Genomic DNA, 21,116 nt, shown 5'->3' with positions numbered 1-21,116 from the left:
GCGCTTACTCGGGCTGCCAGGCGTCGTAATCGCGCCGCTCGACCGGCTCGGCACGATAGAGCGAACCGGCCGGGTGATAGGCGGCGGCGGTGCCGGTCAGGTTCGGCTCATGCGGCTTTTCCCAGGATTTGCGGGCCAGCGGTTCGCGGGTCGGCGGCTCCTTGTAGGTGTGGTGCAGCCAGCCATGCCATTCCGGCGAGACGCGGCTCGCCTCGGCCTCGCCATTGTAGATGACCCAGCGCCGCTTGCCGCCGCCCGACTGGTAATAGATGTTGCCCTGATCGTCCTCGCCGACCTTCTCGCCATAGAGCCTGGTCCAGACCTGGGTGTTCAGGGTCTGGCTGTTCCACCAGGTCAGGATGCGAAGCAGAAGCGACATGGGTCAGAACCTCTTCATACGGGTGTCGGCCGAGATATGGCGCAACTAGCGCCGAAGGTCCAGAGAAGCATGACGAAACCTTTCGCGAGCGCGGCACCGGGCCGCAGCTGGCGCTGGCCCGGCGCGGCCTGCCCGAGCCGGGGATCGCCGAGAAGGGGCGCTGACCGGTCGATGAGAGTTGCGTCGGGCAAAGGCCGCCGGAAAAGCGACGCCCAAAGCAGATACCAAAGGCCGCCAGACATGCGAAAGGGCCATCAAGCCGATGGCCCTTGCTGCCTTGCCCGTCCTGCGGCGCGCGTCCCGCGGCAGCGGCCCGGCGCAGCCCGCGTGTTCCGGGCGGATCGGAAACCCGGCGCCGGGATCAGCCGGCGGTCGCGGTTTCCTTCTTCGAATCGGTGTGGATCAGCAGAGGCTTGGCGGCGGGGTTCTCCACCGCTTCCTCGTTGACCACCACCTCGGCGACGCTGTCCATGCCCGGCAGTTCGAACATGGTATCCAGCAGGATGTCCTCCATGATCGAGCGCAGCCCGCGCGCGCCGGTCTTGCGCTTGATGGCGCGCTTGGCGATGGCGGTCAGCGCGTCCTCGGTGAAGGTCAGCTTGACGTTTTCCAGCTCGAAGAGCCGCTGATACTGCTTGACCAGCGCGTTCTTGGGCTGGGTCAGGATGATGATCAGCGCGGCCTCGTCCAGGTCGCCCAGTGTGGCGATGACCGGCAGGCGGCCGACGAATTCGGGGATCAGACCGAATTTCAGCAGATCCTCGGGTTCCAGCTGCTTGAAGAGCTCGCCTACGCCCTTGTCGTCGTTTTCCTTGACCGAGGCGCCGAAGCCCATCGCCGTGCCCTTGTTGCGCTGCGCGATGATGCGGTCGAGGCCGGCGAAGGCGCCGCCGCAGATGAACAGGATGTTGGTCGTGTCCACCTGCAGGAATTCCTGCTGCGGATGTTTGCGCCCGCCCTGCGGCGGCACCGAGGCCACGGTGCCTTCCATGATCTTCAGCAGCGCCTGCTGCACCCCCTCGCCCGAGACGTCGCGGGTGATCGAGGGATTGTCGGACTTGCGGGTGATCTTGTCGACCTCGTCGATATAGACGATGCCGCGCTGCGCCCGCTCGACATTGTATTCGCTGGCCTGCAGCAGTTTCAGGATGATGTTTTCCACATCCTCGCCGACATAGCCGGCCTCGGTCAGCGTGGTCGCATCGGCCATGGTGAAGGGCACGTCGAGAATGCGCGCCAGGGTCTGCGCCAGCAGCGTCTTGCCGCAGCCGGTGGGGCCGATCAGCAGGATGTTGGACTTCGCCAGCTCGATATCGGTCTTGGAGCTGTGGTTCAGCCGCTTGTAGTGGTTGTGCACCGCGACCGAGAGCACCCGCTTGGCATGTTCCTGGCCGATGACGTAATCGTCCAGCACGGCGCAGATCTCGCGCGGGCTGGGCACGCCGTCGCCGGATTTCAGGGCCGAGGACTTGGTCTCTTCGCGGATGATGTCCATGCAAAGCTCGACGCATTCGTCGCAGATGAACACGGTCGGACCGGCAATCAGCTTGCGCACCTCATGCTGGCTCTTGCCGCAGAAGCTGCAGTAGAGCGTGTTCTTGCTGTCGCCGCCGGTCGGATTGGCCATCAGATGATCCTCGTATTGTCCCGGAGGCCCGGCAGAAGTGCCGGACGACCGCCCTTTTTGCGACGTGGCCAGGCCACGCCCCGCGTCAGTGTATATGTTACGGGCCACCCCGGCCCGTCACAATCCCCAAAACGTCAGGCTTGGCCGCTTCCCGCAGCCGTGATCACTTGTCGGGTTCGGCCTTGCCGCGCGCCTCAAGGATCTCGTCGATCAGGCCCCATTCCTTGGCCTCCTCGGGCGACATGAAACGGTCGCGCTCCAGCGCCTCCTCGACCTCCTGCAGGGTGCGGCTGGTATGCTTGACATAGATCTCGTTCAAGCGGCGCTTGAGCTTTTCCGTCTCGCGCGCATGGATCAGGATATCGGTGGCCTGACCCTGGAAGCCGCCCGAGGGCTGGTGCACCATGATGCGGCTGTTCGGCAGCGAGAACCGGTGCCCCGGCTGGCCGGCGCAGAGCAGCAGCGAGCCCATCGAGGCCGCCTGTCCCACCACCAGCGTCGAGACGCGCGGCTTGATGTATTGCATGGTGTCATAGATCGACAGGCCGGCGGTCACCACGCCGCCGGGGCTGTTGATATACATGCTGATGTCCTTGGTCGGGTTCTCCGCCTCGAGAAACAGCAGCTGCGCCGAGATCAGCGTCGCCATGCCGTCATGGACCGGACCGGACATGAAGATGATCCGTTCCTTCAGCAGGCGCGAGAAGATGTCGTAGGCACGTTCGCCGCGGCTGGTCTGTTCGACGACCATCGGGACGAGCGTGTTCATGTAGAATTCTGCCGGATCGTGCATGTCTGTCCTTGCTTTTGTCCCTGCCTGGCCTGTCCGTTCCGCGATTCGACCCAAGAGCGTGCTCGCCCTGGACCGCTCTTAGACGCGAAAGGTTGACAGAGTCTTAGTAACGCCAGCCCGCGAGGACAAGAGAGCGATAAAATTTGCCCCTTCCCCGAGCCGCCGGTAAGCTGGCGCCAAGCCACGGAGAAACGCATGAAACTGATCGTCGGCCTGGGCAATCCGGGCGCGAAATACGCCGCCAACCGGCATAACGTGGGCTTCATGGCGGTGGACCGCATCGCCGCGGACCACGGCTTCACCCCCTGGCGCAGCCGCTTCCAGGGCGAGACGGCCGAGGGCCGGCTGGGCGAGGAGCGGGTCACCCTGCTCAAGCCCGCGACCTTCATGAACCTGTCGGGCCAGTCGGTGGGCGAGGCGATGCGCTATCTGAAGCTCACCCCCCAGGACGTGATCGTGCTGCATGACGAACTGGACCTGGCGCCGGGCAAGGTTCGGCTCAAGACCGGCGGCGGCCATGCCGGGCATAACGGGCTGCGCTCGATCCATCAGCATATCGGCGAGTCCTATCGCCGGCTGCGCATCGGCATCGGCCATCCCGGCCACAAGGATCGCGTCGCGGGCTATGTGCTGTCGGATTTCGCCAAGGCCGAGGAGACCGGGCTGGACGACCTGCTGCGCGGCATCTCGGACGGCGCCGTGGCGCTGGCGGCGGGCGATGACGCGCGGGTGATGAACGCCGTGGCGGTGCGGGTCTCGCCGCCCCGCAACAGCGGCACACGACCGGAGGATCCGGAAGGAAAGCCCTTGAAACCTTTAGCGAAACCTGCAGCGGAAACGCCGCCCGAGCCGTCGAGCTTCGCCGACCGGCTGCGCGCGCTTGGCGACAGGTTCCGCTGATGGCCTGGCAGGAGGCATTCGCGCATCAGACCCGCGCCTGCCGCGAGCTTGGCTCGGGGCTGACGGCGCGGATCTGCGAGGCACTGACCCGCATCATCGCTGCCGACCAGGGGCCGGTCGGGCGGCGGGTGAAGACCTGGCCGGGCGATCCGGCCGTGGGCGCGGATTCGCTGCCGCTGCGGCTGTGCGGGGCGCTGCATGCGCTGGCGCGGTCGGGGCGCGCACCCGACCTGGCGCGGGCCTATGCCATGGGTGGCGGCACGCAGCTTGATCTGGATATTTTCAATGAAATCAAGACGCATGGGAATCATATCCTCGATTTCATCGAGTCTCCGCCGCAGACCAACGAGGTCGGCCGCTCGGCGGTGCTGATCGCTGCGGCGCGCTTCCTGGCCGGGTTGCTGCCTGGCACGCGCTTCGACCTGCTGGAACTGGGCTCCAGTGCTGGACTCAACCTGAACTTTCCGCTCTATAGCCTTGTCGATGAACAAGGTTCCCGGGCCACGATGGCGGGTGAAGCGGTGCCGCAGGTGCGGCTGATGCCGCGCTGGCGGGGCACGCCGCCGTCGGCCGCCGCCCTGAAGGTCGGAGAGGCGCGCGGCGTGGATCTGAACCCGCTCGATCCGGCGGCGGACGGGTTCCGGCTGATGGCCTATGTCTGGCCCGATCAGCAAGACCGGCTGGCGCGGTTGCGCGCGGCGCTGGCGGTCGCGGCCGCGCATCCGCCTTGCGTCGACCGGGGCGATGCCGGCGAATGGCTTGAATCCCGGCTGGCAGGCTCGGCCGCGCATGGCCGGCTGGTCTATCACACCGTCGCCGCGCAATATTTTCCACAAGCCACCCGCGACCGCATCGAGGCAACGCTGCAACAGGCCGGCGCGCGCGCCAACGCCGCGCAGCCGCTGGCGCATTTCGCCATGGAAAACGACGGCGGCGATGGCGCGGGGCTGCGCCTGCGACTCTGGTCCGGGGGCGCCATGCGGGCCTGGGATCTGGGGCGGGCGGATTTCCATGCCCGCTGGATCGACTGGCAGCCAAGGGAGGCCTGAGGGATGGACGCGGCGCTCAATGTCCTTGGCGGCCGGCTCGAGACCTGCTCGACCGCGCCGCTGACCGGATTCTTCCGCGACGGCTGCTGCAATACCGGCCCCGAGGACAGCGGGCGGCATACCGTCTGCGTCGTCGTCACCGCCGAATTCCTGGCGCTGTCGAAATACCTGGGCAACGACCTGAGCACGCCGCGGCCGGAATTCCGCTTTCCGGGGCTGAAACCCGGCGACCGCTGGTGCCTTTGCGCCGCGCGCTTCCTGCAGGCGGCGCAGGAATTCGCCGCGCCCCAGGTGGTGCTGGAGGCCACCCATGCCCGCACGCTGGAGATCGTGCCGCTGGCGCTGCTGCGCGCCCATGCGGTCGGGCGCGAGGATTAGCGCCCGGTCTGCGCCAGATAGTGCCGCACCGCATCGACGACATGCCGGAAACGGTCGCCGCCCAGATGCTTGCCGCCATACCAGCGGGTCACGATCACCACATGGTCGGCCAGCCCGGCGCGTTCCAGCATCTGCAGGATGATCTGGCCGGCGCCGCTTTCGCCGTCGTCGTCGCGGACCGCGTCGCCCGACAGGATCGCCGCCCAGGTGTTGTGCGTGGCCTTGGCGAAACGCTTGTTGCGGCGCAGTTCGGCCAGCAGCGCCTCGGCCTCGGCGCGGGTCCGCGCCGGCCCGCCCGACACCGCATAGCGCGAACCGCGATCCGAAATGATCTTGTCGAAGACCGTCAGGCTCATCGGCGGCGCCGGACGTAAAGCTCCAGCCGGTGGCGGACGATCTCGTAGCCCATCTCGGCGGCGATCTCGGCCTGCAGCCGCTCGATGCGCTCGTTGACGAATTCCATCACCTCGCCGGTCTCGACGTCGATCATGTGGTCGTGATGGGTGCCGTCGGCGGGCTCGAACCGGGCCGGCTCGCCCTCGAATTCCAGCTTCTGGATCACGCCCTGCGCCTCGAGCGCGGAAAGCGTGCGATAGACCGTCGCCAGCGACACCCCTGCCCCCGCCGCCGTCGCCCGCTGGTGCAGCTGCGTCGCATCGGGATGGTCCTCGGCCGCCGCCAGCACCCGCAGCAGCGCGGCGCGCTGGCGGGTGATGCGCACGCCGACACGGCGCAGCGCCTCCTCGAAGGATTGGGCGCGGGTCTCGATCTCCATGCGGTTTTCTGGCTCAGATGCGAAGAAATTGCAACTGGCTTGACAGTTGAGAATGGTTCGCAGATAACGGCGACAGGACGAGGTCCAGAGCACAAGAATCGGATCATGAAGCGCAGAACTTTCCTGACCACGGCCCTTGCCGGGCTTGCCGCCCCCGCCCTGGCCTCCGGCCCGGCGCGGGCGCAGGCCGGCCGGCTCAAGGTGGCGACCACCTTCACCATCCTTGCCGACATGGCCCGCAACGTGGCCGGCGACCGGGCCGAGGTGGTTTCGATCACCAAGCCGGGGGCCGAGATCCACAATTACGAACCGACGCCCAGCGACCTGATCGGCGCCCGCGACGCGCGCCTGATCCTGCGCAACGGGCTGAACCTGGAACTGTGGTTCGAGCAGTTCCTACACAATCTGGGCGCGCTGCCCTCGGCCACGCTGACCGAGGGGATCGCGCCGATGCCGATCTCGGGCGGACATTACGACGGCAAACCCAACCCGCATGCCTGGATGGCGCTGGATACGGCACTGGTCTATGTGGACAACATCGCCGCCGCGCTGTCCAAGGCCGATCCGCAGGGCACCGGCACCTATCGCGCCAATGCCGGCCGCTACAAGGGCGAGATCGCCCGCACCGTCGGCCCGCTGCGCGACGCCGCCCGCGCCCTGCCCGAGGAACGGCGCTGGCTGGTGACATCGGAAGGGGCCTTCTCTTACCTCGCGCGGGATTTCCATCTGAACGAGCTGTTCCTGTGGCCGATCAACGCCGATGCCCAGGGCACGCCGCAGCAGGTGCGCCGCGTCGTCGATGCGATCAAGCAGCACAAGATCCCGGTGGTGTTCTCGGAAAGCACCGTCTCGGACCGCCCGGCCCGGCAGATCGCCGCCGAGACCGGGGCGCGCTATGGCGGCGTGCTTTACGTCGACAGCCTGTCCGAGCCGGACGGGCCGGTGCCGACCTATCTGGACCTGCTGCGCGTGACGTCCGAGACCATCGTGAAGGGGCTGTCCCATGGATGATGCCCCCGGCATCGAGGTATCCAACCTGACGGTGGCCTATCGCAACGGCTTCACCGCGCTGCGCGATGCCAGCTTTTCCGTGCCGCAAGCCTCGGTCACGGCGCTGGTGGGGGTGAACGGCTCGGGGAAGTCCACGCTGTTCAAGGCGCTGATGGGCTTCGTGCCTGCCGCCGCCGGCAAGGTGCGGGTGCTGGGCCTGACCGTGCCGCAGGCGCTGCGCCAGAACCTGATCGCCTATGTGCCGCAGGCCGAGGAGGTGGACTGGACCTTCCCGGTGCTGGTCGAGGACGTGGTGATGATGGGCCGCTACGGCCATATGGGCTTTCTGCGCCGCGCCCGGCCCGAGGATCGCCGCGCCGTGGACGAGGCGCTGGCGCGGGTGAACATGCAGGACTTCCGCCACCGCCAGATCGGCGAGCTGTCGGGCGGCCAGAAGAAGCGCGTCTTCCTGGCCCGGGCGCTGGCGCAGGGCGCCCGGGTCATCCTGCTGGACGAGCCCTTCACCGGCGTGGACGTCAAGACCGAATCCGCCATCATCGCGCTGTTGCAGCAGATGCGGGAGGAGGGGCGAGTCATGCTGGTCTCGACCCACGACCTCGGCTCGGTCCCGGAATATTGCGACCGGGTGGTGCTGGTGAAGAACACCGTGCTGGCCCATGGCCCCACGGCCGAAATCTTCACCCCCGACAACCTGCGCCTCGCCTTCGGCGGCGTGCTGCGGCATTTCGTGCTGGGCGGGCGGCGCCTGCATGACGACGACGACCCGCGCGCGCTGACCGTGCTGTCGGACGACGAGCGGCCGCTGGTCTTTTACGACGACCGGCAGCGCAGCGCCCGCGAGGAGGCGGAATCGAAATGATCAGCACCCTGCTGGTGCCCTTCGAATACGGCTACATGACCGACGCGATCTGGGTCTCGGGCCTGGTCGGCGGGGTGTGCGCCTTCCTTTCGGCCTATCTGATGCTCAAGGGCTGGTCGCTGATCGGCGACGCGCTTTCGCATTCCATCGTGCCGGGCGTCGCCGGGGCCTACATGCTGGGCCTGCCCTTCGCGCTGGGGGCGTTCCTGTCGGGCGGGCTTGCGGCGCTGACCATGCTGTTCCTGAACAAGCGCAGCGGGCTGCGCGAGGACGCGATCATCGGCCTGATCTTCACCGGCTTCTTCGGCCTGGGGCTGTTCATGGTCTCGCTCAATCCGATGGCGGTCAGCGTGCAGACCATCACCATGGGCAACATCCTGGCGATCACCCCCGGCGATACGCTGCAACTGGCGCTGATCGGCGGCCTCTCGCTGCTGATCCTGGCGGCGAAATGGCGCGACCTGATGGTGGTGTTCTTCGACGAAAGCCATGCCCGCACCGTCGGACTGAATCCGCAGGCGCTGAAGGTGCTGTTCTTCACCCTGCTTTCGGCCTGCACGGTCGCGGCGATGCAGACCGTCGGCGCCTTCCTGGTGGTGGCGCTGGTGGTGACGCCCGGCGCGACCGCCTATCTGCTGACCGACCGTTTTCCGCGGCTGATCCTGATCTCGGTGGCGATCGGCTCGGCCACCTCGGCGCTGGGGGCCTATGTCTCGTTCTTTCTGGACGGCGCGACTGGCGGGGTGATCGTCTGCCTGCAGACGCTGATCTTCCTGGCCGTCTTCCTGCTGGCGCCGAAACACGGCCTGCTCGCCGCCCGCCGCCGGGCCCGCGCGGCGCTGGAGGAGGCCGCGTGATGGACTGGCTGCTGCTGCCGTTTTCCTTTCCCTTCATGCGCGATGCGGCGCTGATCGGGCTGATGGTCGCCCTGCCCGCCGGGCTGCTGTCCTGTTTCCTAGTGCTCAAGGGCTGGTCGCTGATGGGCGACGCGGTCAGCCATGCGGTGCTGCCCGGCGTGGTTCTGGCCCATATCGCCGGCCTGCCGCTGATCCTCGGCGCCTTCGTGGCCGGGCTGGGCTGTGCCATGCTGTCGGGCTGGCTGCAGGGCAACAGCCGGGTCAAGGCCGACACGGTGCTGGGCGTGGTCATGTCGGGCATGTTCGGGCTGGGGGTGGTGCTTTACACCGCGATCCAGACCGATCTGCACCTGGATCACATCCTGTTCGGCAACATGCTGGGCGTCGGGCCCGAGGATCTGCGCCTCGCGGGCAGCATCTCGGCGCTGGTCGGGCTGGCGCTGCTGCTGAAATGGCGCGACTTCGCGCTTTTGGCCTTCGACCCGGTGCAGGCGCGGGTCTCGGGGCTGGCGTTGCAGGTGCTGAATTACGGGCTTCTGGCGATGATCTCGGCCACGGTGGTCGCCATGCTCAGCGCGGTCGGCATCATCCTGGCGGTGGCGCTGCTGATCGCGCCGGGGGCCGTGGCCTTCCTGATGACGCGGCGGCTGCCCGCCATGCTGGCCGCCGCGGTCGGCGTCGCGGCCTTCGCCTCGGTCAGCGGGGTCTGGGCCAGCTTCTGGCTGAACAGCGCCCCGGCGCCGACCATCGTGCTGGTGCTGACGGCGCTGTTCGTGCTGGCCTTCCTGTGGCGCAACATCGCCACGCGGCGGGCGCAGGGCGCGGTTGACCAAAGCGCGGGCTAGATCGTCCGCCCGCCATCGACCTCGAGGATGACGCCGGTGATGAAATCGGCCTCGTCCGAGGCGAGGTAGAGCGCCGCGTTGGCGATGTCGCGCGGCGTCGACAGCCGCCCCAGCGGGATGGTGGCGATGAAGCGGGCCCGGTTCTCGCGCGTGTCCTCGCAGCCCATGAACTGCCCGAGCATCCCGGTCTCGCCCATCACCGGGGCGATGCCGTTCACCCGGATCCCGTCCGGGGCCAGCTCGGCCGCCAGGCTGCGGGTCATGGTATTCACCGCCCCTTTCGAGGAATTGTACCAGGTCAGGCCCGGCCGGGGCCGGATGCCCGCGGTCGAGCCGACATTGATCATCACGCCTTGGCCGCGCTCGCGCCAATAGGGCACCACGGCATGGGTCATGTGAAAGATCGACAGCACATTGACCTCGTAGATCCTGCGGAAGGCCGCCTCGTCGGTGGCCAGAAGCGGCCCGTTCGGCGTGGTCCAGCCGGCATTGTTCACCACGATGTCGAGCCCGCCGAAGCCCGCGCGCGTCCGGGCGACGGCGGCGGCGACCTGCTCGGCCTGGCTGACGTCGCCGGCGATGGCGATGGCCGGGGCGCCGATGTCTTGCGCGGCGGCCTCGGCCGCCGCCAGGTCGATGTCCAGCAGCGCGACCTTGGCGCCCTCGCGCGCGAAGGTTTCGGCGATGCCGCGCCCGAAGCCCGAGCCGGCGCCGGTGACCAAAGCCGTCTTGCCCTGAAGCCGCATGAAATCCCCCTTGTGCAAAACCATGCGTGATGACGTCTGGCGCCGGATTGCAACCCTCCCGCGGCCGCGGCCGGCCGGGTTCTGCCGCATCGTCGCCCTCGTTTCGGCGGGATTCGCCTGTCCGCAGCCTGACCGCGCCGGGCGCGGGACGCAAGGCTGGCAAATACCGCCCCTGCGGTTAAGCTGGCGGCAAAAACCAGACGAGGAAACGATGACCCCGAAGCCGAGCGCCCATCCCGACGACCCGCATTATATCAACCGCATGGGCTGGCTGCGCGCATCCGTGCTGGGGGCGAATGACGGCATCATCTCGGTGGGGGCGCTGATCACCGGCGTCGCCGCCGCCGCCCCGGGACGCGAGGCGGTGCTGATCGCCGGGCTGGCCGGCCTGGTCGCCGGGGCGCTGTCGATGGCCATGGGCGAATATGTCTCGGTCAGTTCGCAATCGGATACCGAGCGCGCCGACATCGCCCGCGAAAGCGCGGCGCTGAAGGAGATGCCCGAGGACGAATTGCACGAGCTGGCGGCGATCTATGAATCGCGCGGCATGACGCCCGGCACGGCGCTGCAGGCGGCGCGCGAGGTGACCGAGCAGGACGCGCTGGCCGCGCATCTGCGCGACGAGCTGGGGCTCAGCGAGGTCTTGGCCGCCAATCCGCTGCAGGCGGCGCTGGCCTCGGCTGCGACCTTCAGCCTGGCGGCGGCGGTGCCGCTGCTGGCGGCGGTCTTCGCGCCGGGCGGCGCGGTCATCACGACGGTGCTGGCGGCGGTGGTGCTGGCCCTGGCGCTGCTGGGGGCGCTGGGGGCCTGGGCCGGCCGCGCGCCGCTTGGCCGGGCGGTGCTGCGCGTGGTGCTGGGCGGTATCTTCGCGCTGGCCGTGACGGCGGGGATCGGCAAGCTCTTCGGCGTCGCGGTCTGAGCGGCGTTCCGGGCGACCGCGCGAAAATGCGGCGCCCGCCGCGCCCCGCGGGGTTGCGCGGGGCCGGCCTGCCGCCCTATCTCGGGAGGCAAGGAGAGATCATGGAAAAACGCACCCTTCCCGAACGCCCCGGCTGGCGCGACGAGGCCGAGAAGCTCGGCTTCACCTTCGCCGACATGGGCGGCGAGCCCTATTGGGACGAGACCAGCGCCTATCGCTTCACCCTGCGCGAGATCGAGGAAGACATCGAAGCGCCCGCGACCGAATTGCATGCCCTGTGCCGCGAAGCGGTGGCCCGCGCCATCGCCGACGAGACCTGGCTGGCGCGGCTGGGCATTCCCCAGCGCCATTGGGATCTGGTGGCCTCCAGCTGGACGCGGGGCGAACCCGAGCTTTATGGCCGCATGGACCTGGCCTATGACGGCAGCGGTCCGGCGAAGCTGCTGGAATACAATGCCGACACCCCGACCTCGCTTTACGAATCCGCCAGCTTCCAGTGGCTCTGGTTCGAGCAGCAACGGGCGGCGGGGGTCCTCGACGGGGATTGCGACCAGTTCAACAGCATTCACGAGGCGATCGTGGCGCGCTGGACGCAGATCTGCGCCGATGGCGAGGACGTGCATTTCGCCGCCGATCCCGACAATCCCGAGGATTACGCCACCGTCGAGACCCTGGCCTGGGCGGCGCGCGAGGCGGGTCTGGGCGCGCATTTCACCGCGCTCGGCCAGATCGGCCTGACCGAGGAGGGCCAGTTCGCCGACGAGCAGTCCCGCGTCATCGGCACGCTTTTCAAGCTCTACCCCTGGGAGGACATGCTGCGCGACGAGTTCGCCGCGCATCTGCAAAGCTCCGGCACCCGCTTCATCGAGCCGCCTTGGAAGGCGGTTCTGTCGAACAAGGGCATCCTGCCGCTGCTCTGGCAGATGTTCCCCGGCCACCCGAACCTGCTGCCCGCCTTCTTCCTCGATGACGTGCAGGAGGCGCTGGCCGGCGGCAGCCCCGCCGCCGCCGTGGCCGCGGCCTTCGAGGCGGCGCGCGAGACGCTGGCGCGCGGCCATGTGACCAAGCCGATCTTCTCGCGCGAGGGTGCGGGGGTGGTGATCAACGAACAGGGGCGCGAAGTGGCGCGCACCCAGGACGACAGTTATTCGCACCACCCGATGATCGTGCAGGCCCTGGCGCCGCTGCCGGATTTGGGCGGCTTCCATCCGGTGCTCGGCGCCTGGATCGTCGGCGAGGCCTGCTGCGGCCTCGGCCTGCGCGAGGACCGTTCGCGCATCACCCACAACCTGTCCCGCTTCAAGCCGCATTTCATCGAGGGCTGATCCATGACCGAAGCATTCTCCAATTCCGATCCCGGCAAGCGCCCCACCCGCAAGCGCGGCCGCCATGTCGCCCTGGTGCTGGCCGGAACCGCCACCCTGGCGCTGGCCGCCTGCGAGGACGACCGCATGGACGCGCAGAGCTTTCCCGACCTGGAAAGCTGCATCGCCGCCAGCAAGCAGGAAACCCTGTGGTTCACCGAGGAGGATTGCCGCAAGAACTTCGCCGCCGCCCAGCAGGAATTCATGGAAACCGCCCCGCGCTATGAATCCAAGGAACTGTGCGAGCAGGAACACGGCGCCGGCAATTGCGGCGGCGATCCCACGCAGACGACGCAAGAGGCGCAGAATTCCGGCGGCGGCTTTTCCTTCATGCCGCTGCTGGTCGGCTACATGATGGGCTCGATGCTGTCGCGCGGCGGCGGCATCTTCTCGCAGCCGATGGTGAACACCGCCGACGGCCGCTATTCCACCCCCAAGGGCGACCAGAGCTTCGCCAGCAACCGCGGCGCCGGCAAGGTGTCGGCCACGACCTTCCAGCGCGCGCCCTCGACCATCGGCAAGCCGCCGATGAGCGCCGCCCAGGTCAGCCAGCGCGGCGGCTTCGGCGCTTCCTCCACCGCCCGCTCGGGCGGGCGCAGCAGCTTCGGCGGCTGAGGGGCGTTCCGTTGCCGAAATCCCCGCCGGGGTGAATGGCGGCGCCAGCCGTCAGGGAGGCGGACGGCCCCTGCCCCGGCAAGCCCGCCCCCTTGACGGCAGTTAACGCTAACACCGACCCTTGCGCAGCCGCGCGGAAAAGCGCAACCTGCCGGCAGTTTCCGCAAGAACGAGGCCCGCCATGACCCCCGAAACCCAGTCCCGGAACACCCGCGCGCTTTGCGAACTCGCCCCGGTGATCCCCGTTCTGGTCGTGGGCGACGCCGGCCGCGCCGAGGGGCTGGCCGCCGCCCTGGTCGCAGGCGGCCTGCCGGTGCTGGAGGTCACGCTGCGCACTCCCGCCGCGCTCGACGTCATCCGCCAGATGGCGAAGGTTCCCGGCGGGCATGTCGGCGCCGGCACGGTGCTGACCCCCGACGACGCGAAACGCGCCAAGGATGCCGGCGCCAGCTTCGCCGTCTCGCCCGGCCTGACCGAGCGGCTGGCCCGGGCCTGCGAGGAGATCGGCCTGCCGCTTTTGCCCGGCGCGGTCACCGCCTCCGAGGTGATGCGGGCGATGGAGCTGGGCTATTCCATGCTGAAATTCTTCCCGGCCGAGGCGGCGGGCGGGGCGAAATCGCTGAAATCCCTGGCCGGGCCGCTGCCGCAGGTCGGCTTCTGCCCGACCGGCGGCGTGACGCCGCGAAACGCCCCCGACTACCTGGCGCTGCCGAACGTGGTCTGCGTCGGCGGCAGCTGGATCGCCCCCGATGCCGATGTCGCCGCCGGCGACTGGCAGGCCATCGAAACCCGCGCCCGTGAGGCCGTCGCGTTGACATGACCGCCGCACCCGATCTTGCCGGTCCCGACGCCATGCGCCGCGCCCGGCGCAATGTCATCGTGCTGCTGCTGGCCCAGGCGCTCCTGGGGGCGCAAATGTCGATGATCTTCATCGTCGGCGGGCTGGCCGGCCAGATGCTCAGCCCCAATCCCTGCATCGCCACCCTGCCCCTGTCGATGATGATCCTGGGCTCGGCGCTGTCAGCCCGGCCGCTTTCGGGCTTCATGCGCCGGCATGGGCGGCGGGCCGGGTTCCTGCTCTCCTGCGGCTCGGCGGCGCTGGGGGCGGGGATCGCGGCCTACGCGCTGTCGGCGGGCAATTTCTGGCTTTTCACCGCCAGCGCGCTGTTCACCGGGGTCTATATGGCGGCACAGGGCTTCTTCCGCTTCGCCGCCACCGATTGCGCCCCGCCCGAGTTCCAGTCGCGCGCCATTTCCTGGGTTCTGGCCGGCGGGCTTGCCGCCGCCTTCACCGGCCCGCTGCTGGTGCGGCTGACCGCCGACCTGACCGCCATCCCCTTTTTGGCCACCTATGCGGCCATCATCGGGCTGAACCTGCTCGGCCCGGCGATCTTCGCCTTTCTCGACATCCCGCGCCCGCCCGCCCCGGCCGGGGGCCATGCCGAGGGCCGGCCGCTGGGTGCGCTGTTGCGGGTGCCGCAGATCACCGTGGCGATGATCTGCGGCATGGTCTCCTATGCGCTGATGAACCTGGTGATGACCTCGGCGCCGCTGGCGGTGGTGGGCTGCGGCTTCGCCACGGCGGATGCGGCGAACATCGTCTCGGGCCATGTGCTGGCGATGTTCGCGCCCTCGTTCTTCACCGGCCATCTGATCGCCCGTTTCGGCGCCACCCGCATCGTCATGCTGGGCCTGGCGATCCTGGCCGGCGCCGGGGCGGTGGCGCTGTCCGGGGTCGAGCTGTCGCATTTCTACCTGGCGATGATCCTGCTGGGGCTGGGCTGGAACTTCGGCTATATCGGTGCCACCGCCATGCTGACCCGCGCCTATCGCCCCGAGGAGCGCGAGCGGGTGCAGGGCCTGAACGACGCCGTGGTGTTTTCCGGCGTGTTCCTGGCCTCGCTGTCCTCGGGCGGGCTGATGAACTGCATGGGCGGCTCGCCGCAGGCCGGCTGGAGCGCAGTGAACCTGGCCATGCTGCCCTTCCTGGTGCTGGCGGGCGGCGCGCTTCTGTGGCTGATGCTGCGGCCGCGCGAGATCGCGCGCTAGGGGCGCGGTCCCCGGCGGGACGCGCCGGCGCCGCTTCTAGAACAGCGATGGCTGGCCCTTGGGCTGCCTTGGCTTGCGGGCGGGTTTGGCCGGCGGCGTGTCGGGGCGGGCCGCCATGCGGCCGTCGTGGAACTCGATCTCGAAGCGCGGGGTTTGCGCCGCTTCCGCGGCCGAGGTGAGCAGGCCTGCGGGACCGTGAACGACGGCGAAGCCGCGGCGCAGGGTTTCGCGATAGCCCAGGGTCTGGCGCAGCCGGTCGAGCCGCTCCAGCGCCTCGCGGCGCGGCGGCAGGAGGCGGGCGGCGCCGGCGGCAAGCCGCGCCGCGAACTGGTCGAGCGCCGCGCGGTCGCGGGCGATCTGCCGGGCGCTGTCGGCCAGCATCCGCGACCGGGCACGTTCCAGCCGCTGACCCAGATCGGCCAGCCGCTCGGCCCGGCGCTGCCGCAGCCGGGCCAGCGACAGCGGCAGGCGCTGCTGATGGCCCTGCAGCGCCTCGCGCCGGTTGCGCAGCATGGCGCGCAGCGCCGAAAGCGACAGCGGCAGCGCGTTCAGCCGGTCGCGGCGGGCGCGCACGAAGCCGCGCAGCGCCGGTTCCAGCCGTTCGGCGAACAGGTCGAAGCGCTGCCGCGCCGGATCGGTCAGCGCCTGCGGCCGGCCAAGCGCGCGGCCGAGATCGGCCAGCCGCTGGCGCTGGCGCTGGTTGCCGGTCTGGGCGGCGCGCATCATCCGGGCCCGGATCTCGGCCAGCCGGGCGGCAAGTTCGGCGCGCACCGGCACCGCCATCTCGGCGGCGGCGGTGGGCGTCGGCGCCCGGCGGTCCGAGGCGAAGTCGATCAGCGTGGTATCCGTCTCGTGCCCCACGGCCGAGATCAGCGGGATCTCACTTGCCGCCGCGGCACGGACCACGGCTTCCTCGTTGAAGCCCCAGAGATCCTCGAGGCTGCCGCCGCCCCGCGCGACGATCAGCAGCTCGGGGCGCGGAACCGGACCGTCCCCGGGCAGCGCGTTGAAGCCCTGGATGGCGGCGGCGACCTGCGGTGCGCAGGCTTCGCCCTGCACCGCCACCGGCCAGATCAGCACCCGGGTCGGGAAGCGGTCGCGCAGCCGGTGCAGGATGTCGCGGATCACCGCGCCCGAGGGCGAGGTCACCACGCCGATCACCCGCGGCAGATAGGGCAGCGGCCGCTTGCGCGATTCGTCGAACAGCCCCTCGGCCGCCAGCGCCTTGCGGCGTTTTTCCAGCATCATCATCAGCGCGCCGGCGCCGGCGGGCTCGATCTCCTCGACGATCAGCTGGTATTTCGACTGGCCGGGAAAGGTGGTCAGCCGGCCGGTGGCGATGACCTCGATGCCTTCCTCGGGACGGGTGGACAGGCGCGCGGCCTGGCCTTTCCAGGTCACGGCGGCGATGCAGGCGCGTTCGTCCTTCAGGTCGAAATAGAGATGCCCCGAGGACGGGCGCGAGACGCGGCCGATCTCGCCGCGCACGCGGACCCGGCCGAACTCGCCCTCGATCACGCGCTTCACCGCGCCCGAGATTTCCGAGACGGTGAATTCATGGGCGTTGCTGGCGGGCGTGTCTTCGAAAAGCTCCATGGCCCGGTTGTGACGCGGGCCGGGCGCGGGATCAAGGGGCTTGGGGGATTGATCCGGGCCGGGCCAGTTCCTAGAAGGCGCGAGACCATTCGCAAGGGGGCCTTTCCGCATGAACATCCTGATCCTCGGCAGCGGCGGGCGCGAACATGCGCTGGCCTGGGCGATCCGGCAGAATCCGAAATGCGACCGGCTGTTCGTCGCGCCGGGAAATGCCGGGATGGAGCCGCTGGCGCGGCTGGCGGATCTGGACATCCTGTCCGGCCCCGCCGTGATCGGCTTCTGCGAGGAGAACGCCATCGACCTGGTGGTGATCGGCCCCGAGGCGCCGCTGGCGGCCGGCATCGCCGACGAGCTGCGGGCGGCGGGCATCCTGGCCTTCGGTCCGTCCAGGGCGGCGGCGATGCTGGAAGCCTCCAAGGCCTTCACCAAGGAGGTTTGCGACGCCTGCGGCGCGCCGACCGCCGCCTGGGCGCGTTTCGACGCCGCCGAGCCGGCGCGGGCCTATATCCGCGCGCAGGGCGCCCCCATCGTCGTCAAGGCCGACGGGCTGGCCGCCGGCAAGGGCGTGACCGTGGCCATGACCGAGGCCGAGGCCGTCGCCGCCATCGACGACGCCTTCGGCGGCGCCTTCGGCGCGGCCGGGGCCGAGGTGGTGGTCGAGGAGTTCATGGCGGGCGAGGAGGCGAGCTTCTTCGTGCTGTGCGACGGGGTGGACTGCCTGCCGATCGGCACGGCGCAGGACCACAAGCGCGTGGGCGAGGGCGACACCGGGCCGAATACCGGCGGCATGGGCGCCTATTCCCCGGCCCCGGTGCTGACGGCGGAGATCCAGGAGCAGGTGATGGCCGAGATCGTGCGTCCCACGGTGGCCGAGATGGCGCGGCGCGGCACGCCGTTCCAGGGCGTGCTTTATGCCGGGCTGATGATCCGGGACGGCCGGGCGCGGCTGGTGGAATACAATGTCCGCTTCGGCGACCCGGAATGTCAGGTGCTGATGATGCGGCTGGGCGCCCAGGCGCTGGACCTGATCCTGGCCTGCGCCGAGGGCCGGCTGGGCACGGCCTCGGTCAACTGGGCCGACGACCATGCCCTGACCGTGGTGCTGGCCGCGCGGGGCTATCCCGGCGCCTACGAGAAGGGCAGCGCCATCCGCGGGCTCGACGCCTTGGCCGAGGACAGTTTCCGCATGGTCTTTCATGCCGGGACCGCGCGCCGCGACGGCCGGATCGTCGCCACCGGCGGCCGGGTGCTGGCCGCGACCGGCCGCGGCGCGACCCTGGCCGAGGCCCATGCCCGCGCCTATGCGCTGGCCGATGCCATCGACTGGCCCGAGGGCTTCTGCCGCCGCGACATCGGCTGGCGCGCGCTGTGAACCGCCGCGTCGGTGGCGCGGCCGCCGGGGTATTTGGAAAACGGTGAAAGGCGAAGCGGGGCCTAACGCCCCGCGCGAAGCCGGCCGGTCCTTCCGCCAGAGGGAAAGCCGGTTTCCGGGGCGGGTCCGGGAATTTCGCCGGCGGGGTGTTTTTCGTCTTTTCAAGCCGGTGGCGCGGGGCTTATAGTCCGGCGCATGACCCGGATGTGCCATATCAGCTCCGACCGCGACGCGCAGGACAGCGCGGGCTTCGGCGTGCGTCCCCGCGGTCTGCTGCTTCTTACGCTGCGCTGAGCGGGTCTTCCGGGCCGCCGCTCAGTCTGGTTCGCGCCCGGTTCCCCCCGAGCAAACCTTCGGCGCAAGAAAGACCAAGCCATGACCGACAAAAACCGCGTATTGATCTTCGACACCACCCTGCGCGACGGCGAGCAATCGCCCGGCGCCACCATGACCCATACCGAGAAGCTGGAAATCGCCCAGATGCTGGACGAGATGGGCGTGGACATCATCGAGGCGGGCTTTCCCATCGCCTCGGAGGGCGATTTCGCCGCCGTGAGCGAGATCGCGAAACAGGCGCAGAACGCCGTGATCTGCGGCCTGGCCCGCGCCCAGTTCCCCGATATCGACCGCTGCTGGGAGGCGGTGAAACACGCCAAGCGCCCGCGCATCCACACCTTCATCGGCACCTCGCCGCTGCATCGCGCCATTCCGAACCTGGACATGGACCAGATGGCCGAGCGGATCGAGCAGACCGTGACCCATGCCCGCAACCTGTGCGACGACGTGCAATGGTCGCCGATGGACGCCACCCGGACCGAGCACGACTACCTGTGCCGGGTGGTCGAGATCGCCATCAAGGCGGGCGCCACCACCATCAACATCCCCGACACCGTCGGCTATACCGCGCCGCGCGAATCCGCCGCGCTGATCCGCATGCTGCTGGAGCGGGTGCCGGGCGCCGACGGGGCGGTCTTCGCCACGCATTGCCACAACGACCTGGGCATGGCGACCGCCAACGCCCTGGCCGCCGTCGAGGCCGGCGCGCGCCAGATCGAATGCACCATCAACGGGCTGGGCGAGCGGGCCGGCAATACCGCGCTGGAAGAGGTGGTGATGGCGCTGAAGGTGCGCCACGACATCATGCCCTATGACACCGGAATCGACACGACGAAGATCATGGGCATCTCGCGCCGGGTCAGCCAGGTCTCGGGCTTTCCGGTGCAGTTCAACAAGGCCATCGTCGGCAAGAACGCCTTCCTGCACGAATCCGGCATCCATCAGGACGGGGTGCTGAAGAATGTCGAGACCTTCGAGATCATGCGCCCCGCCGATATCGGCCTGAACGAGGCCAATATCGCCATGGGCAAGCATTCGGGCCGCGCCGCGCTGCGCGCGAAGCTGCGCGACCTGGGCTATGAGCTGGGCGACAACCAGCTGAAGGACATCTTCGTGCGGTTCAAGGCGCTGGCCGACCGCAAGAAGGAGATTTACGACGACGACCTGGTGGCGCTGATGCAGGATGCCGCCAGCAATACCGAGGACGACTACCTGCAGGTCAAGCATCTGCGGGTGGTCTGCGGCACGGACGGCCAGTCGGCCGACCTGACGCTGAGCGTCGGCGGCGAGGAGAAATCCGTCCATGCCACCGGCGACGGCCCGGTCGACGCCTGTTTCAACGCCGTCAAGGCGATCTGGCCGCACAAGGCGCATCTGCAACTGTATCAGGTCCATGCCGTGACCGAGGGCACCGATGCCCAGGCCACCGTCAGCGTGCGCATGGAGGAGGAAGGCCGCATCGCCACCGGACAGGCCTCGGATACCGACACCATCCTGGCCAGCGTCAAGGCCTATGTCGGGGCGCTGAACCGGCTGAAGGTGCGCCGCGAGATGGTCGGCGAAGGCGCCGATGCCAAGCAGGTCAGCATGTATTCGCACTGATCCGCTGCGGATCGGCGCAGGCGGACGGGGCGGCTGTCAGGCCGCCCCTTTGCGTTCCACAAAGCCCAGATCGACATCCTGCAGGAAGGGGAAATCCTCGGCCAACGCCTGCCGGAAGGCGGCCGGGTCCAGCCGCTGGAACCATTTCGGGAATTTCGCGACGATGGTGGCGACGGAATCGCCCTCGTCCCAGCGGGTCTGCAGATAGCCCAGGCCGGCGATATCGGTGAAGGCCGGGAAATGCTTGGGCAGCTGGAAATGGTTGTAGGCATAGATGCAACGGCCCGCGCCCCGCATCCGCACCGCCACGCCGGCGCCGAGAAAGGGCTGATGCGCGCGCCAGTAGCTGATCGGGTCGCCCTCGTAGCTGCCCATGACCAGGCCCTGCGGATAGCTGATGGCGAAAGCCGGCAGGTCGGCGAAGCGCCTTGCGTGGCTGCGGATGCGGGCGACGTGGTGGCGGCTGAAGGCGTCGTCGTCATCGACGCGGAACTGGATCACCGGCCGGCCTGCCGCCTCGGCCGCCTCGCGCAGCGGCTCGCGCAGCGCGTTCACCGTCTCGCGCTTGTCCGAGACGATCAGCCGGATCTGCGGCACCCCCGCGCAAAGCCCGCGCAGCCGCTCCAGCCATTCGCCCGGCATCTCGGGCGAGGTCAGGATCCAGAAGCGGAAATCCGGGTCGGTCTGCGCCCGGATCGAGGGCAGGCAGAGCGTCTCGAAGGCGGCGAAGCGGCGTGCCAGCCGTCCCGGCGCGTAGAGCATGGCCCGGCGCCGCGCCATCAGGCCGGGGCTGTCGCCGCCCTGCCCCGCGGTCTCGGCCCAGTCGCATTTCCCCAGGAAGGAAAAGCGGCAGATCCCCACGATATCGTCTTGCACGCCGCTGTCCCTTCTTTCGCATCCGACATGCCCGGCAGGCTAGCAGGGCCGGCAGCACGGTCAAGGGAAGCGGCTGCCGCGGAACCCCGCCGTCCCGCCCTGCGGCAGCAATTTTCGGGTTTTCCCCGGGCCGGCCCCGGCCTATATGTCCAACACCTTGGCGGGGCG

At 69.1% G+C, this 21,116-nt stretch carries 22 protein-coding genes; 14 read left to right on the top strand and 8 right to left on the bottom strand.

The genetic code is table 11. The annotated features are described in order from the left end of the window. Positions 1 to 4: 4 nt before the first annotated feature. From NBE95_RS16255 to NBE95_RS16245, 3 genes are all read right to left on the bottom strand, one after another. On the bottom strand, positions 5 to 379 hold the full coding sequence (locus tag NBE95_RS16255) for an NADH:ubiquinone oxidoreductase subunit NDUFA12 (RefSeq protein WP_289895282.1): 375 nt from the start codon (positions 377 to 379) through the stop codon (positions 5 to 7). 361 nt (positions 380 to 740) lie between these two features. Continuing rightward, complete coding sequence (clpX, locus tag NBE95_RS16250) at positions 741 to 2,006, bottom strand: ATP-dependent Clp protease ATP-binding subunit ClpX (RefSeq protein WP_289895281.1); 1,266 nt, start codon at positions 2,004 to 2,006, stop codon at positions 741 to 743. A gap of 163 nt (positions 2,007 to 2,169) precedes the next feature. Then, positions 2,170 to 2,799 (bottom strand): ATP-dependent Clp protease proteolytic subunit, encoded by a 630-nt coding sequence (locus NBE95_RS16245; protein WP_289895280.1) that lies wholly within the window; start codon positions 2,797 to 2,799, stop codon positions 2,170 to 2,172. Between the two features lie 195 nt (positions 2,800 to 2,994). On the opposite strand from NBE95_RS16245, the gene pth reads away from it, so the two are divergent. Genes pth through NBE95_RS16230 form a run of 3 tightly spaced genes read left to right on the top strand, consistent with a single transcriptional unit; the run spans position 2,995 to position 5,126 of the window. After that, the gene (gene pth / locus NBE95_RS16240) at positions 2,995 to 3,699 is read left to right on the top strand and encodes an aminoacyl-tRNA hydrolase (protein ID WP_289895279.1); all 705 of its coding nucleotides are present in this window, start codon (positions 2,995 to 2,997) and stop codon (positions 3,697 to 3,699) included. After that, positions 3,699 to 4,748 carry a DUF2332 domain-containing protein gene (locus tag NBE95_RS16235; RefSeq protein ID WP_289895278.1) on the top strand — a complete coding sequence of 350 codons (1,050 nt, stop codon included), beginning with the start codon at positions 3,699 to 3,701 and terminating at the stop codon, positions 4,746 to 4,748. Before pth ends, NBE95_RS16235 begins: the two co-directional genes overlap by 1 nt. Positions 4,749 to 4,751: 3 nt before the next feature. Continuing rightward, positions 4,752 to 5,126: a DUF2237 domain-containing protein gene (locus NBE95_RS16230; protein WP_289895277.1), complete on the top strand. Its 375-nt coding sequence runs from the start codon at positions 4,752 to 4,754 to the stop codon at positions 5,124 to 5,126. Here the strand turns inward: NBE95_RS16230 and NBE95_RS16225 are convergent. Together NBE95_RS16225 and NBE95_RS16220 are read right to left on the bottom strand one after the other, a co-directional pair. Continuing rightward, positions 5,123 to 5,482 (bottom strand): YigZ family protein, encoded by a 360-nt coding sequence (locus tag NBE95_RS16225; RefSeq protein WP_289895276.1) that lies wholly within the window; start codon positions 5,480 to 5,482, stop codon positions 5,123 to 5,125. The genes NBE95_RS16230 and NBE95_RS16225 overlap by 4 nt on opposite strands. Then, positions 5,479 to 5,901, bottom strand: coding sequence for a transcriptional repressor (locus NBE95_RS16220; RefSeq protein ID WP_289895275.1), 423 nt, complete (start codon positions 5,899 to 5,901; stop codon positions 5,479 to 5,481). The genes NBE95_RS16225 and NBE95_RS16220 overlap by 4 nt, the downstream gene beginning before the upstream one ends. A 105-nt stretch (positions 5,902 to 6,006) precedes the next feature. On the opposite strand from NBE95_RS16220, the gene NBE95_RS16215 reads away from it, so the two are divergent. Genes NBE95_RS16215 through NBE95_RS16200 form a run of 4 tightly spaced genes read left to right on the top strand, consistent with a single transcriptional unit; the run spans position 6,007 to position 9,473 of the window. Then, positions 6,007 to 6,912, top strand: coding sequence for a metal ABC transporter substrate-binding protein (locus tag NBE95_RS16215; RefSeq protein WP_289895274.1), 906 nt, complete (start codon positions 6,007 to 6,009; stop codon positions 6,910 to 6,912). Beyond that, positions 6,905 to 7,771: a manganese/iron ABC transporter ATP-binding protein gene (locus tag NBE95_RS16210; RefSeq protein WP_289895273.1), complete on the top strand. Its 867-nt coding sequence runs from the start codon at positions 6,905 to 6,907 to the stop codon at positions 7,769 to 7,771. The genes NBE95_RS16215 and NBE95_RS16210 overlap by 8 nt, the downstream gene beginning before the upstream one ends. Next, complete coding sequence (locus tag NBE95_RS16205) at positions 7,768 to 8,628, top strand: metal ABC transporter permease (RefSeq protein ID WP_289895272.1); 861 nt, start codon at positions 7,768 to 7,770, stop codon at positions 8,626 to 8,628. The genes NBE95_RS16210 and NBE95_RS16205 overlap by 4 nt, the downstream gene beginning before the upstream one ends. After that, positions 8,628 to 9,473 (top strand): metal ABC transporter permease, encoded by an 846-nt coding sequence (locus NBE95_RS16200; protein ID WP_289895271.1) that lies wholly within the window; start codon positions 8,628 to 8,630, stop codon positions 9,471 to 9,473. The genes NBE95_RS16205 and NBE95_RS16200 overlap by 1 nt, the downstream gene beginning before the upstream one ends. Here NBE95_RS16200 and NBE95_RS16195 read toward each other — a convergent pair. Further along, positions 9,470 to 10,219: an SDR family oxidoreductase gene (locus tag NBE95_RS16195; protein ID WP_289895270.1), complete on the bottom strand. Its 750-nt coding sequence runs from the start codon at positions 10,217 to 10,219 to the stop codon at positions 9,470 to 9,472. The two genes, NBE95_RS16200 and NBE95_RS16195, sit on opposite strands and share 4 nt — an antisense overlap. A 211-nt stretch (positions 10,220 to 10,430) precedes the next feature. Between NBE95_RS16195 and NBE95_RS16190 the strand changes: the two genes are divergently transcribed. The 5 genes from NBE95_RS16190 (at position 10,431) to NBE95_RS16170 (ending at position 15,166) form a co-directional block, all read left to right on the top strand. Beyond that, complete coding sequence (locus NBE95_RS16190; RefSeq protein WP_289895269.1) at positions 10,431 to 11,138, top strand: VIT family protein; 708 nt, start codon at positions 10,431 to 10,433, stop codon at positions 11,136 to 11,138. Between the two features lie 101 nt (positions 11,139 to 11,239). Then, positions 11,240 to 12,463: a glutathionylspermidine synthase family protein gene (locus NBE95_RS16185; RefSeq protein WP_289895268.1), complete on the top strand. Its 1,224-nt coding sequence runs from the start codon at positions 11,240 to 11,242 to the stop codon at positions 12,461 to 12,463. A gap of 3 nt (positions 12,464 to 12,466) precedes the next feature. Beyond that, positions 12,467 to 13,117 (top strand): DUF1190 domain-containing protein, encoded by a 651-nt coding sequence (locus NBE95_RS16180; protein WP_289895267.1) that lies wholly within the window; start codon positions 12,467 to 12,469, stop codon positions 13,115 to 13,117. A 181-nt stretch (positions 13,118 to 13,298) separates the two neighbouring features. Further along, positions 13,299 to 13,937 carry a bifunctional 4-hydroxy-2-oxoglutarate aldolase/2-dehydro-3-deoxy-phosphogluconate aldolase gene (locus NBE95_RS16175; RefSeq protein WP_289895266.1) on the top strand — a complete coding sequence of 213 codons (639 nt, stop codon included), beginning with the start codon at positions 13,299 to 13,301 and terminating at the stop codon, positions 13,935 to 13,937. Next, positions 13,934 to 15,166: an MFS transporter gene (locus NBE95_RS16170; protein ID WP_289895265.1), complete on the top strand. Its 1,233-nt coding sequence runs from the start codon at positions 13,934 to 13,936 to the stop codon at positions 15,164 to 15,166. The genes NBE95_RS16175 and NBE95_RS16170 overlap by 4 nt, the downstream gene beginning before the upstream one ends. 36 nt (positions 15,167 to 15,202) lie before the next feature. On the opposite strand, the gene xseA is transcribed toward NBE95_RS16170, so the two are convergent. Then, the gene (xseA, locus tag NBE95_RS16165; protein ID WP_289895264.1) at positions 15,203 to 16,762 is read right to left on the bottom strand and encodes an exodeoxyribonuclease VII large subunit; all 1,560 of its coding nucleotides are present in this window, start codon (positions 16,760 to 16,762) and stop codon (positions 15,203 to 15,205) included. A 109-nt stretch (positions 16,763 to 16,871) separates the two neighbouring features. Between xseA and purD the strand changes: the two genes are divergently transcribed. Together purD and NBE95_RS16155 are read left to right on the top strand one after the other, a co-directional pair. Then, positions 16,872 to 18,134 (top strand): phosphoribosylamine--glycine ligase, encoded by a 1,263-nt coding sequence (gene purD, locus NBE95_RS16160; RefSeq protein ID WP_289895263.1) that lies wholly within the window; start codon positions 16,872 to 16,874, stop codon positions 18,132 to 18,134. A 375-nt stretch (positions 18,135 to 18,509) separates the two neighbouring features. Further along, positions 18,510 to 20,072 carry a 2-isopropylmalate synthase gene (locus tag NBE95_RS16155; RefSeq protein WP_289895262.1) on the top strand — a complete coding sequence of 521 codons (1,563 nt, stop codon included), beginning with the start codon at positions 18,510 to 18,512 and terminating at the stop codon, positions 20,070 to 20,072. 36 nt (positions 20,073 to 20,108) lie between these two features. Here the strand turns inward: NBE95_RS16155 and NBE95_RS16150 are convergent, their stop codons facing one another. After that, complete coding sequence (locus NBE95_RS16150; protein ID WP_289895261.1) at positions 20,109 to 20,948, bottom strand: putative rhamnosyl transferase; 840 nt, start codon at positions 20,946 to 20,948, stop codon at positions 20,109 to 20,111. Positions 20,949 to 21,116 lie beyond the last annotated feature (168 nt).

Source organism: Paracoccus sp. TOH, from assembly GCF_030388245.1.
Classification (GTDB): domain Bacteria; phylum Pseudomonadota; class Alphaproteobacteria; order Rhodobacterales; family Rhodobacteraceae; genus Paracoccus; species Paracoccus simplex.
This window is presented reverse-complemented; position numbering and strand designations above follow the sequence as displayed.

Excerpts from the sequence above, each read along its gene's own strand:
- NBE95_RS16255 (WP_289895282.1), bottom strand. The coding sequence starts at position 379 with ATGTCGCTTCTGCTTCGCATCCTGACCTGGTGGAACAGCCAGACCCTG.
- clpX (WP_289895281.1), bottom strand. The coding sequence starts at position 2,006 with ATGGCCAATCCGACCGGCGGCGACAGCAAGAACACGCTCTACTGCAGC.
- NBE95_RS16245 (WP_289895280.1), bottom strand. The coding sequence starts at position 2,799 with ATGCACGATCCGGCAGAATTCTACATGAACACGCTCGTCCCGATGGTC.
- pth (WP_289895279.1), top strand. The coding sequence starts at position 2,995 with ATGAAACTGATCGTCGGCCTGGGCAATCCGGGCGCGAAATACGCCGCC.
- NBE95_RS16235 (WP_289895278.1), top strand. The coding sequence starts at position 3,699 with ATGGCCTGGCAGGAGGCATTCGCGCATCAGACCCGCGCCTGCCGCGAG.
- NBE95_RS16230 (WP_289895277.1), top strand. The coding sequence starts at position 4,752 with ATGGACGCGGCGCTCAATGTCCTTGGCGGCCGGCTCGAGACCTGCTCG.
- NBE95_RS16225 (WP_289895276.1), bottom strand. The coding sequence starts at position 5,482 with ATGAGCCTGACGGTCTTCGACAAGATCATTTCGGATCGCGGTTCGCGC.
- NBE95_RS16220 (WP_289895275.1), bottom strand. The coding sequence starts at position 5,901 with ATGGAGATCGAGACCCGCGCCCAATCCTTCGAGGAGGCGCTGCGCCGT.
- NBE95_RS16215 (WP_289895274.1), top strand. The coding sequence starts at position 6,007 with ATGAAGCGCAGAACTTTCCTGACCACGGCCCTTGCCGGGCTTGCCGCC.
- NBE95_RS16210 (WP_289895273.1), top strand. The coding sequence starts at position 6,905 with ATGGATGATGCCCCCGGCATCGAGGTATCCAACCTGACGGTGGCCTAT.
- NBE95_RS16205 (WP_289895272.1), top strand. The coding sequence starts at position 7,768 with ATGATCAGCACCCTGCTGGTGCCCTTCGAATACGGCTACATGACCGAC.
- NBE95_RS16200 (WP_289895271.1), top strand. The coding sequence starts at position 8,628 with ATGGACTGGCTGCTGCTGCCGTTTTCCTTTCCCTTCATGCGCGATGCG.
- NBE95_RS16195 (WP_289895270.1), bottom strand. The coding sequence starts at position 10,219 with ATGCGGCTTCAGGGCAAGACGGCTTTGGTCACCGGCGCCGGCTCGGGC.
- NBE95_RS16190 (WP_289895269.1), top strand. The coding sequence starts at position 10,431 with ATGACCCCGAAGCCGAGCGCCCATCCCGACGACCCGCATTATATCAAC.
- NBE95_RS16185 (WP_289895268.1), top strand. The coding sequence starts at position 11,240 with ATGGAAAAACGCACCCTTCCCGAACGCCCCGGCTGGCGCGACGAGGCC.
- NBE95_RS16180 (WP_289895267.1), top strand. The coding sequence starts at position 12,467 with ATGACCGAAGCATTCTCCAATTCCGATCCCGGCAAGCGCCCCACCCGC.
- NBE95_RS16175 (WP_289895266.1), top strand. The coding sequence starts at position 13,299 with ATGACCCCCGAAACCCAGTCCCGGAACACCCGCGCGCTTTGCGAACTC.
- NBE95_RS16170 (WP_289895265.1), top strand. The coding sequence starts at position 13,934 with ATGACCGCCGCACCCGATCTTGCCGGTCCCGACGCCATGCGCCGCGCC.
- xseA (WP_289895264.1), bottom strand. The coding sequence starts at position 16,762 with ATGGAGCTTTTCGAAGACACGCCCGCCAGCAACGCCCATGAATTCACC.
- purD (WP_289895263.1), top strand. The coding sequence starts at position 16,872 with ATGAACATCCTGATCCTCGGCAGCGGCGGGCGCGAACATGCGCTGGCC.
- NBE95_RS16155 (WP_289895262.1), top strand. The coding sequence starts at position 18,510 with ATGACCGACAAAAACCGCGTATTGATCTTCGACACCACCCTGCGCGAC.